Below are 12141 nucleotides of genomic sequence, written 5' to 3' on the forward strand. Positions count from 1 at the left end.
TGCGGGGGCAGTCGTAGTCGAGCATCATGTACTGCTGCGCGAACACCACCCCCTGCAGGCGGGCGGCGAGCTGCGACTTCGCCTTGTCGGGCGCGGAACCGGCCCGCTGGACGAGAACCGCCTCCGACACGCAGATCGGGTCGCCGAAGGCCACCAGGTTGTGCTGGCGCAGGGAGCGACCGGTCTCCACCACGTCCGCGATGGCGTCGGCAACACCGAGCTGCACCGAGATCTCCACCGCCCCGTCGAGCCGGATGACCTCGGCCTCCACGCCGTGCGTGGCGAGGTCGTCGGTGACCAGGTTCGGGAACGAGGTGGCCACCCGCCTGCCCGCCAGGTCGGCGGGCTTCCAGTCCTGCCCGGCGGGCGCGGCGTAGCGGAAGGTGGAGGCGCCGAAGCCCAGCGCGAGAGTCTCCTCCACCTGGGCCCTCGAGTCGATGGCCAGATCGCGTCCGGTGATGCCAAGGTCGAGCTCGCCGTTGCCCACGTAGATCGGGATGTCCTTGGGCCGCAGGAAGAAGAACTCGACCTCGTTGACATGGTCGAGGACGGTCAGATCGCGGTCATGGCGCTGTCGGTACCCGGCCTCGCCGAGCATCTCCGCCGCCGGACCGGCCAGCGCTCCCTTGTTCGGCACCGCAACCCGCAGCATGCCCTTCACTCCCGTTCTTACAAGTAGCGGTAAACGTCCTCGGTGCTCAGCCCGCGGCCGAGCATGAGTACCTGTACCCGGTACAGCAGCTGGGAGATCTCCTCCGCCAGCCGCTCGTCCGATTCGTGCTCCGCCGCGATCCAGACCTCGCCGGCCTCCTCGAGCACCTTCTTGCCCTGTGCGTGCACGCCCGCGTCGAGCGCGGCGACGGTACCCGAGCCGGCGGGCCGGGTCTTCGCACGCTCGGTCAGCTCGGCGAACAGCTCATCGAAGGTCTTCACGGTCTGTAGATACTTCCATCCGCCGCCGGGCGCCGTCGATCCGGCCCGCTCCCCGCCGCGTCCCGATCACCGGGCCGCGCGGGGAAAGTGCGCCGCGCCACATCCCCGGTCACCGCGCGAAGATTTCCGCGAACGCGGGAGCGTCCAAGCCGGCCAGCGAGGAGCGGAGGACGCGCCGCTCCCCCGGTTCGACCGGCACGTCATTGGGCACCACCAGCACGACGCAGCCCGCCGCGACGGCGGAGGCGGTGCCGGGGTGGGAGTCCTCCACGGCCAGGCAGCGGGCCGGGTCGGTCCCGAGCAGGCGCGCCGCCTTCAGGTAGGGCTCGGGATGCGGCTTGTTCAGCCCGTCCACCTCGTCGCCGCACACCACGACGTCGAAGAACTCGCGGCCGATGGTGCGCAGGGCCAGTTCGGTCAGCGAGCGTTCCGTCGAGGTGACCAGCGCGGTGGGCAGGCCCGCCGAACGGACCGCCTCCAGCGCCTCGCGCGCCCCGGGACGCCAGGGCAGCGTGTCGGCGAACAGCTGCGCGGTCCGGTCCCGGATCCAGTCGCCGGTGGCGGCGATCCCCTCCGGCGTCACCGGCCGGCCGGTCACCTCGAGCAGGTAGCCGGCGGTGGCGGTCATGTTCGACCCCACCAGGGTCAGCCGCTGCTGTTCGGTGATCCTGCCGCCGAGCCATTCCGCCGCCTCGTACAGCGCGACGTCCCACAGCTTTTCCGAATCGACCAGCGTGCCGTCCATGTCCCAGAGCACGGCCGCCAATCCGTCCTGTGTGGACGGTCCAGTCAAGGCGTTCCCTTCCCTCACGTGTTGAAGTACTTGGCTTCGGGGTGGTGGCAGACGATGGCGTCGGTGGACTGCTCGGGATGGAGCTGGAACTCCTCGGAAAGCTTGACGCCGATGCGGCCCGGTTCGAGCAGTTCGACGATCTTGGTGCGGTCCTCGATGTCGGGACAGGCGCCGTAGCCCAGGGAGAAGCGGGCGCCGCGGTAGCCCAGCTTGAAGTACTCCTCGATCGCCTGGGGATCCTCGTCGGCCAGCGAATTCCCGGAGGCGAAGTGGAGTTCCTGGCGTACGCGGCGGTGCCAGTACTCGGCGAGCGCCTCGGTCAGCTGCACGCCGAGGCCGTGCACCTCCAGGTAGTCGCGGTAGGCGTTGGCGGCGAACAGTTCGTTCGCGTACTCGGCGATCGGCGCGCCCATGGTGACCAGGGTCAGCGGCAGCACATCCACCTCACCGGCTTCCAGCGCCGCCTCGCGCGGCCGGTAGAAGTCGGCAAGGCACAGGTGCCGGTCGCGTTTCTGGCGGGGGAAGGTGAACCGGCAGTGCTCCGGGGCGCCGGGGCGGGGTTCGGAGAGCACCACGAGGTCGTTTCCCTCGGCCACACAGGGGAAGTAGCCGTAGACGACGGCGGCGTGCTGCAGCACTCCGTCGGTGGCAAGGCGTTCGAGCCAGTAGCGCAGGCGCGGCCGCCCCTCGGTCTCGACCAGTTCCTCGTAGGTGGGTCCCTGGCCGCCCTTGGCGCCGCGCAGGCCCCACTGGCCGAGGAAGGTGGCGCGCTCGTCGAGGTAGGCCGAATACTCGGCGACCGGAATGCCCTTGACCACCCGGGTTCCCCAGAACGGCGGCGTGGGCAGGGGCACGTCGGTGGCCACGTCGGACCGGGCCGGGATCTCCTCGGGCTCCTGGCGGGCCTTGCGCGCCTCGGCGATGCGCAGCGACCGCTCCCGGCGCGCCTTGCGCTCAGCGCGCTTGGCCTCGGCTTCCGGGTCCGCCGCGGGGGCCTCCCCGCGGCGGACGGCCATGATCTGGTCCATCAGGTGCAGGCCCTCGAACGCGTCCCGCGCGTAGTGCACCTCGCCCTGGTAGATGTCGGACAGGTCGTTCTCCACGTAGGTGCGCGTCAGCGCGGCCCCGCCGAGCAGCACCGGCCACCGCTGCGCGACCCCTCGGGAGTTCATCTCCTCGAGGTTCTCCTTCATGATCACCGTGGACTTCACCAGCAGGCCGGACATGCCGATCGCGTCGGCCCCGGTCTCTCCGGCCGCGTCCAGGATCGCGGTGACCGGCTGCTTGATCCCGAGGTTGACCACCTCGTAGCCGTTGTTGGACAGGATGATGTCCACCAGGTTCTTGCCGATGTCGTGCACGTCGCCCTTCACGGTGGCGAGCACGATCCGGCCCTTGCCGCCCGAGGAATCCTTTTCCATGTGCGGTTCCAGGTAGGCGACGGCGGTTTTCATCACTTCGGCCGACTGCAGCACGAACGGCAGCTGCATCTGGCCCGAGCCGAACAGCTCGCCGACGGTCTTCATGCCCGCCAGCAGGGTTTCGTTGATGATCTCCAGCGGCGGCCGCTGCGTCATCGCCTCGTCCAGATCGGCTTCCAGTCCGTTGCGCTCGCCGTCCACGATCCGGCGTTCCAGCCGCTCGAACAGCGGCAGCCCGGCCAGTTCCTCGGCGCGGGAAGCCTTGCTGGAGGCCGCGGAAACGCCTTCGAAGAGCTCCATCAGCTTCTGCAGCGGGTCGTAGCCCTCCCGCCGCCGGTCGTAGACCAGGTCGAGGGCGACCTGGCGCTGCTCCTCGGGGATGCGCGCCATCGGCAGGATCTTCGACGCGTGCACGATCGCGGTGGACAGCCCCGCCTGGACGCATTCGTGCAGGAACACCGAGTTCAGCACCTGGCGGGCCGCCGCGTTCAGCCCGAAGGACACATTGGACACCCCGAGGGTGGTCTGGACCTCCGGATAGCGCCGCCTGAGTTCGCGGATCGCCTCGATGGTCTCCAGCGCGTCGCGCCGGACCTCCTCCTGCCCGGTGGAGACCGGGAAGGTCAGGCAGTCCACGATGATGTCCGAAACGGACATACCCCAGTTGGTGGTCAGGTCCTCGATCAGCCGCGTGGCGACCCGGACCTTCCACTCCGCCGTGCGGGCCTGGCCCTCCTCGTCGATGCACAGCGCGACCACGGCCGCGCCGTGCTCGCGCACCAGCCGCATCACCTTCTGGAACCGCGAATCCGGGCCCGCGCCGTCCTCGTAGTTCACCGAGTTGACCGCGCATCGCCCGCCCAGGTGCTCCAGGCCCGCCCGCAGCACCTCCGGTTCGGTCGAGTCCAGCATGATCGGCAGGGTGGACGCCGTGGCCAGCCTCCCGGCCAGCTCCGCCATGTCGCGGGCCCCGTCGCGGCCCACGTAGTCCACGCACAGGTCGAGCAGGTGCGCGCCGTCGCGGGTCTGCTCCCGGGCGATCTCCACGCAGTCCTCGTAATGGCCTTCGAGCATCGCCTCGCGGAACTTCTTCGACCCGTTGGCGTTGGTGCGCTCACCGATCATCAGCACCGAGGCGTCCTGTTCGAACGGCACCGCCTGGTACAGCGAGGACAGCCCGGGCTCCGGGCGCGGGCTCCGCTCGGCGCGCGGGGTCTCGCGCACCGCCTCGGCGAGCTGCCGGATGTGCTCGTCGGTGGTTCCGCAGCAGCCGCCGACCAGGCCCACCCCGAACTCGCGCACGAAACCGGACAGCGCCTCGGCCAGTCCCTCCGGGGACAGCGGGTACACCGCCCCGTCCGGCCCCAGCTCGGGCAGGCCGGCGTTCGGCATGACCGACAGCGGCACCCTCGCCGAACGCGACAGCGTGCGCAGATGCTCGCTCATCTCGGCGGGGCCGGTCGCGCAGTTGAGCCCGATCAGGTCGACGCCCAGCGGCTCCAGCGCCGCCAGCGCCGCGCCCACCTCGGTGCCCAGCAGCATCGTGCCGGTGGTCTCCACGGTCAGGGACGCGATCACCGGGATCCGGCGGCCCTCGCGCTCCATCGCCCGGTGCGCCGCCACGACGGCCGCCTTGGTCTGCAGGATGTCCTGGGTGGTCTCCACGATCACCGCGTCGGCACCGCCCGCCAGCAGGCCCCGGACCTGCTCGAAATACGCGTCCCGCAGCCGGGCGTAGGGCGCGTGCCCCAGGGTCGGCAGCTTGGTGCCCGGGCCCACCGAGCCCAGCACGAACCGGGGCCGCCCGGGCGCCGAGAACTCGTCCGCGGTTTCCCGCGCCAGCCGCGCCCCCGCCTCGGACAGTTCGAAGATCCGGTCCTCGACGCCGTACTCGGCCAGGTTGGCCCAGTTGGCACCGAAGGTGTTGGTCTCCACCGCGTCCGCACCGGCCTCCAGGTAGCCGCGGTGGATGCCCCGGACCACGTCCGGCCGGGTCACGTTGAGGATCTCGTTGCACCCCTCCAACCCGGCGAAATCGTCCAGGGAGAGGTCATGGGCCTGTAGTGCGGTCCCCATCGCTCCGTCGGCCACGACGACACGGGCGGCGAGGGCATCCAGCAGTGGCGACGAAAGGTGATCCGGCATGTCGTCCAGGCTACGGTCTCCCCGCCCGTGCCCGGGTCGTAGGCTGGTCGGGTGAGTGACCCAGCCGACGCGATCGAGCAGTCCCATCGTCCGTCCGATGACTCTGCGGAGTCGTCGCGCCCGGTCATGGTGGTGGCATTCGAGGGGTGGAACGACGCAGGTGACGCCGCCAGTACGGCGCTGGAGCACCTCCAGCTGAGCTGGGACGCAAAGCCGCTGGCGGAGCTGAACCCCGACGACTACTACGACTTTCAGGTGAGCCGCCCGACCGTCCGCATGGTGGACGGGGTCACGCGGCGCGTCGAGTGGCCGACCACGCGGCTGTCCGTCTGCCGTCCCCCCGGCTACGACCGGGACGTGGTGCTGATGCAGGGCCCGGAGCCCAACATGCGGTGGCGCGCCTTCTGCGACGAGATCCTCGAACACATCGAGGCCCTCGACGTGGAAACCGTGGTCACGCTCGGCGCCCTGCTCGCCGACACTCCGCACACGCGGCCGGTGCCGGTCACCGGCACCGCCTACGACGCGGAGGCGGCCGCCCGGTTCGGCCTGGAGCGCAGCCGCTACCAGGGCCCGACCGGCATCGTGGGCATCCTGCAGGACCTGTGCGTGCAGTCGGGCATCCCGGCGATCTCGATCTGGGCCGCGGTGCCCCACTACGTCTCGCAGCCACCGTCGCCCAAGGCGACCCTGGCGCTGCTGCACAAGCTCGAGGACGTGCTCGACGTGGAGGTGCCGCTGGGTGCCCTGCCCGAGCAGTCCGAGGAGTGGCAGCGCACGGTCAGCGAGATGGCCGAGGAGGACGAGGAGATCAGCGAGTACGTGCGGACCCTCGAAGAGCGGGGCGACGCCGAAGAGGAGATCTCCGTCGACGAGTCCAGTGGCGACAAGATCGCCGCGGAGTTCGAGCGCTATCTCCGGCGGCGCCGTCCCGGACAGGAAGGCCCCGGGTCGGCGCCTCGGTGAGATCCCGTGGTGCACTGGCCGCGCTCTACGTCGGCGGCCTGCTCGGCCCGTTCGGGGGCGGTGTGGTGTCCTCGATGCTGCCCGAACTCAGCGCCGCCTTCGGGGTCACCCAGGGCACGGCCGCCACTTCGCTGACCGCCTACCTGCTGCCGTTCGCGGTGGTGATGCTGGTGTCCGGGACGCTGGGCGCCCGCTGGGGCCCGGTCCGCACGATCCGGCTCGCCTACCTCGGCTACGTGCTGGTGGCGGCGCTCGCCGCCCTCGCCCCCTGGTTCTGGCTGTTCCAGGCGAGCCGGGGCCTGCAGGGCGTGGCCAACGCGTTCACCACCCCGCTGCTGCTGACCAAGCTCGCCGAGATCACCCCCAGGCAGCGGCTGGGGCGGTCGCTGGGCACCTTCGGCGCGATGCAGGCCATCGGGCAGACCTCGGCGCCGCTGGTCGGCGGGATCGCGGCGGAGAGCTCCTGGCGCTGGGCCTTCGCCGGCATCGCCGCGGTGGCGGCGGTCCTGGCGGCGAGCCCGCTGCCCCCCGACCACGGCGGGACGGCCGAGGTGGCCCGGCTGCGGGACGCCTGGCGGCGCGACGTGCTGTGGTACGGCGTCGTGGTGTTCCTGGCCTGGGCCTGCCTGGCGGGACTGCCGTTCCTGGTGGCGTTCCGGCTGGAGGACCTGTTCGCGCTCAGCCCCGGCATGCGGGGCCTGGTGCTCACCGCCTTCGGTTTCGCCGGGTTCACCACCGCGCGCCTGGTGGGCGCGGCTTCCGACCGGTTCGGCCCGCGCCTGGCGGTCATGGCCGGGCTGCTGCTCGGCGCGGTCGCGATCGGCTCGATCGGGCTGACCGCGTCGCTGCCCGTGGTGGCCGTGGCGTGGGCGCTGGCCGGGGTGTGCGGGCAGCTGATCCTGGTCGGGATCAACACCCTCGTGCTCGGGGGCGGCACGCAGGGCCGAAGCGGCGCCATCTCCGTGGTGACGGCGCTGCGGTTCCTCGGCATGTCGGCCTCCCCGGCCGTGTTCACCGGCCTCTACCACGCCGGGGCGAGCCTGGCCTTCCTGGTCGCCGCGGCGGTGCTGGTGCCGCCGGTCGCGCTCGCCGTGATCCGGCCCCCGTCACAGGATCCTGCGTAGCGCCACCGGCCCGCGGGCCCGCTTGCGCCACTCACGCGGGTAGCCCAGCGAGACCTCCTCGAAGCGCACGCCGTCCGCGTAGGTGGTCCTGGGGATGTGCAGGTGGCCGAACACGGCGGCCTCGGCCCGGTACCGCACGTGCCAGTCCTCGGTGCGGGTCGTGCCGCACCACAGCGCGAATTCGGGCCAGTACAGCGGGGCGGTCGGATGCCGGTGCAGCGGCCAGTGGGACAGCAGGATCGTCCCGTGGTCCTCCGGGATCGCCGCGAGCCTCTCCTCGCTGTACTTCAGGCGCTGGGCGCACCAGTCCTGCCTGCTGGGATGCGGGTCGGGGTGCAGGAAGTACTCGTCGGTGCACACCACGCCCGCCTCCCGCGCCTGCGCCAGCGCCTGGGCCAGCGGCGCGTCCTCGGCCTCCGGGGTGCGCCAGCTGTAGTCGTAGAGCACGAACAGCGGGGCCACCGTCAACGGCCGCTCGCCGTGCTCCCACACCGGGTACGGGTCCTCGGGGGTGAGCACGTCGATCTCGCGGCAGCGGTCGACGAGATGGAGGTAGCGGTCCTGCCCGCGGAGCGCGACGGTGTCCCGGCCGGTGGTCCACAGGTCGTGGTTGCCCGGCACCCAGGCGAGTTTCGCGAACCGCTCCCGCAGCATCGCCAGCGTGTCCACGATCGAACCGACCTGGTCCGCGACGTCCCCGGCGACCAGGAGCCAGTCGTCGGGCGATTCGGGCCGGATCGTCTCGACGATCTCGGGGTTGCCCCGATGGGTCACGTGGAGGTCGCTGGTGGCGAAGAGACTGGGCACCGTTCCACCGTAACGACTCGGCGGCCGGAAAAACGATTGCGGCGCCGGAGAAGACCGCTAACCTGGTCGCATCATGAAGAACTGACGCGTACTCCGTCCCCGCGTCCGCGGCGCACCGCCCGGCGGGGCTCACTTCTCTTCCCGAGTGGGTGCGTCTTCATGCGAGTAACCGATCTCGTCTTCTCCTACGGCGATCGCGTCGTCTTCGACGGCCTGTCACTGACCGCGAGCCCCGGCCGGCGGCTGGGCCTGGTCGGGGAGAACGGCGCGGGCAAATCCACCCTGCTGCGGCTGCTCGCCGGGTTCGAAGAGCCATTGGCCGGCACCGTCGAACGCGGGGAGGACCTGGGTTTCCTGGCGCAGGAACTGCCCTTCCCCGGCTCGGCCACGCTCGCCGGGGTGCTCGACGAGGCCCTCGCCGGGATCCGGGCCGTGGCGCGGCGGCTGGACGAACTCGCCGAGCGGCTGGAGAGCGATCCGGCGGCGGCCGGCGAGTACGGCCGGGCGCTCGAGTGGGCCCAGGCCCACGACCTGTGGGACGCCGACCGCCGCGCCGCGCTCGTCCTGGCCGGGCTGGGGCTCGGTGAGCTCGATCCGGGCCGGAGGCTCGACACGCTGTCCGGCGGGCAGCGGTCGCGGCTCGGGCTGGCCGCCCTGCTGATCCGGCAGCCGGGCACGCTGCTGCTCGACGAGCCGACCAACCACCTGGACGACTCCGGCCTGGAATTCCTCGAACGGCACCTCGCGCGGCTGAACGGGATCGTCGTGCTGTCCTCGCACGACCGCGTGTTCCTCGACGCGGTGTGCACCGACATCGTCGACCTCGACCCGGCGCTGGGCGGACCCACCCGCTACGGCGGCGCCTACACCGAGTACCTGCGGCACAAGCGTGCCGAGCGGGCCCGCTGGGAGCAGCGGTACGCCGCCGAACAGGCGGAACTGAAGCAGCTGGCCCAATCCGTCGCGGTGACCGCCCGCCGGGTGGCGCACGACCGGGCGCCCCGGGACAACGCGAAGATGCTCTACGACTTCAAGAGCGGACGGGTCCAGAAGCAGATCTCCCGCCGGGTGCGCAACGCGCAGCAGCGCCTCGACGAGCTGACCCGGTCGCAGGTCCCGCGGCCACCGGCCCCGCTGCGGTTCGCCGCACCGGCACTGACGCGGGCGGCGGGCGAAGACGAACCCGCACTGACGGTCCACGACGTGCGCGTGCCCGGGAGACTCCACATCGGACACCTGGAGCTGACCGGCTCGGGGCGGTTGCTGGTGGCCGGGGGCAACGGCGCGGGCAAGTCGACGCTGCTGTCGGTCCTCGCCGGGCGGCTCGAACCGGCGGATGGCGCGGTGCACCGCCGCCGCGGGCTGCGCGCCGGACTGCTGGAACAGGACGTCACCCTGCCCGATCCGGGTAAGAGCCCCCGCCGGCTCTATGCCGAAGCCGCCGGGCCCGAGGCCGTGCCGTTGCACAGCCTCGGCCTGCTTCCGCCCGCCGCGTTGGACCGGCCCGCCGGACTCCTTTCGGTCGGCCAGCGGCGGCGGCTCGCCCTCGCGATCCTGGTGGCGCTGCCACTGGACGTGCTCCTGCTCGACGAGCCGACGAACCACCTCTCGCTGACCCTCGCCGAGGAGTTGTTCGACGCCCTCGACAGCGCACCGGGCGCCGTCGTCGTCGCCTCGCACGACCGCTGGCTGCGCCGCGGATGGAACCACCCCGTCCTCCGCCTGCACCGGGGAGAAGTGGTGCGGGCGGAGGACCAAGGCCTCGGTGGGTGACGGGCGCGGGTCAGAGTTCGATGCCGAGGAGGGCGTCGACGGCGGTGCGGACGAGCTCGGGCGCCGCGATGTCGGTGCCATGCCCCTGAAGGGCCTCCGACGCCCAGGCGTCGATGGCGCGCAGCGCGTTGGGCGTGTCGAGGTCGTCGGCGAGGTGGTCCCGCAGGCGGGCCACGGTGTCTTCCGCCGCGGGAGCCGACGGCAGCGCCACCGCCGCCCGCCAGCGGTCCAGCCGCGCCTGCGCCCCGGTCAGCAGATCCGGCGTCCACGCCCGGTCGCTGCGGTAGTGCCCGGCGAACAGCGCGAGCCGGATCGCGCCCGGATCCACGCCGTCGGCCCGCAGCCGCGAGACGAACACGAGGTTCCCGCGCGACTTCGACATCTTCTCGCCGTCGAGGGCGATCATCCCGGCGTGCACGTAGTGCCGTGCGAACGGGTGCGTGCCGGAAAGCGCCTCGGCGTGCGCGGCGCTGTACTCGTGGTGCGGGAAGATCAGGTCCGACCCGCCGCCCTGCACGTCGAAGGCCATGCCGAGCCGGTTGACCGCGATCGCGCTGCATTCGATGTGCCAGCCGGGCCGCCCCGCGCCGAGTTCGGATTCCCACGAGGGCTCACCGGGCCGCGCGCAGCGCCACAGCAGCGCGTCCAGCGGGTCGCGCTTGCCCGGCCGGTCCGGGTCGCCGCCCCGCTCGGCGAAGAACCGCATCATGGTCGCCTCGTCGTAGTTCGACTCGTAGCCGAAGCGGCCGGTGGCGCCGCGAGCGAAGTAGATGTCGGGGTAGGCCGGGTCGTCGGCCCGGTAGGCGGCCCCGTCGCCCAGCAGCTTCGCGATCACCTCGACGATTTCGGGAATGCTCTCCACCGCGCCGACGAACTCGCGCGGCGGCAGCACCCGCAGCGCCTCCATGTCCTCGCGGAACAGCGCGGTTTCCCGCAGGGCGAGCACTACCCAGTCGTCGTGGTCGCGTTCGGCGCGCTCCAGCAGCGGTTCGTCGATGTCGGTCACGTTCTGCACGTAGTGCACGTCATGCCCGTTGTCCCGCCACAACCGGTTCACCAGGTCGAAGGCCAGGTAGGTGGCGGCGTGGCCGAGGTGCGTGGCGTCGTAGGGGGTGATCCCGCAGACGTACATCCGCGCCGTGCGGCCCGGTGCGGTCGGGCGGACCTGCCCGGTGGACGTGTCGAACAATCGCGGGGCCCGCGGAATCCCCGGCACGCGGGGCAGGGCGACCGATGACCAAGTCTGCATACCCCCAACCCTAAGGAGTGTTTCCAAGTGTTTTGCGTTGCGGTGCGGGTAGCGGAACCTCAGGCGGTCCCTGGCTGCGGGATCTCCTCCTCATGAATGCCAATTCACCACCTCGGAGCTGTCCTCCCCAGGAACCGCCTGAGAACCCGCGGCGGTGCAAGCTGACGGCCCCACCGCAAGCGGCTCCGCCGCTTCAAAACACCCCTAAGCGGCGCGGCCACCGCTGCTCCCGCCCGGTGGGACGGTGCAGGTCAGGAAGCGGTCCTGGGGAAGGAGGCCGACCACATCGCCGCCAGTCCCTCGGAAAGCTCGGCGGAGGTGGGGGCGCCACCGGGATCGAGCAGCCACTGCACGGAGAGGCCGTCGCAGATGGCGATCACGAAGCTGGCTACCGCCTGGCAGCGCGGATCCTCCGGCGAAGTGCCGTCGCCGAGCGATTCCGCGACCAGGGCCGCGACCCGGCGGCGGCAGCGGCGGTACTGCTCGGCGAACTGCTCCCGCAGGGAAACGGTGCGTTCGGCCTGGGCAAGAGCCTCCACATAGGACAGCAGGAGTTCACGGGTCGAAGGCAGGCTGTCGAGCATCGCCGCCCAGGCGCGGCGCCCGCGCTCGACGGGGGTGGCGGCCGGGTCGGCCATCGCGATCTGGGCCAGCTTTTCGGTCCACTCCTCGAAGACCTCGCCGATCGCGGCGTTGAGCAGCCCCGCCTTGGAACCGAAGTGGTAGCCGATGGAGTGCAGGTTCGTGCCCGACGCGGCGACCAGATCGCGCGCGGTGATGTGCGCGTAGCCCTTGTCCTCCAGCAGACGCCGGGCGGCCGCGAGCAACTGTTCCCGATGGCCCACCCCCTCAGCCTAAGGGCGAGGGCCCCGGCAAGGGGGCCGCGGGAGTGCCGTGAAGGGTCCCTTCACAGTCGAATCGACCGTGAAG

The 12141-nt window shown here is 71.6% G+C and carries 10 protein-coding genes; 3 read left to right on the forward strand and 7 right to left on the reverse strand.

Annotation, left to right across the window (positions count from 1 at the left end; genetic code table 11):
* The 4 genes from hisG to metH form a co-directional block, all read right to left on the reverse strand.
* Positions 1–652, reverse strand: a 652-nt coding sequence (gene hisG, locus FNH05_RS20135; protein ID WP_144590258.1) for an ATP phosphoribosyltransferase, incomplete at its 3' end; no start/stop codon positions are given.
* Positions 653–669: 17 nt separating this feature from the next.
* On the reverse strand, positions 670–933 hold the full coding sequence (locus tag FNH05_RS20140; RefSeq protein WP_144590259.1) for a phosphoribosyl-ATP diphosphatase: 264 nt from the start codon (positions 931–933) through the stop codon (positions 670–672).
* Positions 934–1042: 109 nt separating this feature from the next.
* Positions 1043–1726: an HAD family hydrolase gene (locus FNH05_RS20145; protein WP_425458469.1), complete on the reverse strand. Its 684-nt coding sequence runs from the start codon at positions 1724–1726 to the stop codon at positions 1043–1045.
* A gap of 14 nt (positions 1727–1740) precedes the next feature.
* On the reverse strand, positions 1741–5292 hold the full coding sequence (gene metH / locus FNH05_RS20150) for a methionine synthase (RefSeq protein WP_144590260.1): 3552 nt from the start codon (positions 5290–5292) through the stop codon (positions 1741–1743).
* A 126-nt stretch (positions 5293–5418) separates the two neighbouring features.
* Between metH and FNH05_RS20155 the strand changes: the two genes are divergently transcribed.
* Positions 5419–6258: a PAC2 family protein gene (locus tag FNH05_RS20155; protein ID WP_186382642.1), complete on the forward strand. Its 840-nt coding sequence runs from the start codon at positions 5419–5421 to the stop codon at positions 6256–6258.
* Complete coding sequence (locus FNH05_RS20160; RefSeq protein WP_281287620.1) at positions 6255–7382, forward strand: MFS transporter; 1128 nt, start codon at positions 6255–6257, stop codon at positions 7380–7382. Before FNH05_RS20155 ends, FNH05_RS20160 begins: the two co-directional genes overlap by 4 nt.
* On the opposite strand, the gene FNH05_RS20165 is transcribed toward FNH05_RS20160, so the two are convergent.
* On the reverse strand, positions 7365–8189 hold the full coding sequence (locus FNH05_RS20165; RefSeq protein ID WP_144590262.1) for a metallophosphoesterase family protein: 825 nt from the start codon (positions 8187–8189) through the stop codon (positions 7365–7367). The two genes, FNH05_RS20160 and FNH05_RS20165, sit on opposite strands and share 18 nt — an antisense overlap.
* 159 nt (positions 8190–8348) lie before the next feature.
* Here FNH05_RS20165 and FNH05_RS20170 point away from each other — a divergent pair, with 159 nt between their 5' ends.
* On the forward strand, positions 8349–9962 hold the full coding sequence (locus tag FNH05_RS20170) for an ABC-F family ATP-binding cassette domain-containing protein (RefSeq protein ID WP_144590263.1): 1614 nt from the start codon (positions 8349–8351) through the stop codon (positions 9960–9962).
* A 10-nt stretch (positions 9963–9972) separates the two neighbouring features.
* Here the strand turns inward: FNH05_RS20170 and mshC are convergent, their stop codons facing one another.
* Both mshC and FNH05_RS20180 read right to left on the reverse strand, forming a co-directional pair.
* The gene (gene mshC / locus FNH05_RS20175; RefSeq protein ID WP_144590264.1) at positions 9973–11211 is read right to left on the reverse strand and encodes a cysteine--1-D-myo-inosityl 2-amino-2-deoxy-alpha-D-glucopyranoside ligase; all 1239 of its coding nucleotides are present in this window, start codon (positions 11209–11211) and stop codon (positions 9973–9975) included.
* Positions 11212–11462: 251 nt separating this feature from the next.
* The gene (locus FNH05_RS20180; RefSeq protein WP_144590265.1) at positions 11463–12056 is read right to left on the reverse strand and encodes a TetR/AcrR family transcriptional regulator; all 594 of its coding nucleotides are present in this window, start codon (positions 12054–12056) and stop codon (positions 11463–11465) included.
* Positions 12057–12141: the final 85 nt, after the last annotated feature.

This window comes from Amycolatopsis rhizosphaerae (assembly GCF_007713715.1).
Lineage (GTDB): Bacteria > Actinomycetota > Actinomycetes > Mycobacteriales > Pseudonocardiaceae > Amycolatopsis_E > Amycolatopsis_E rhizosphaerae.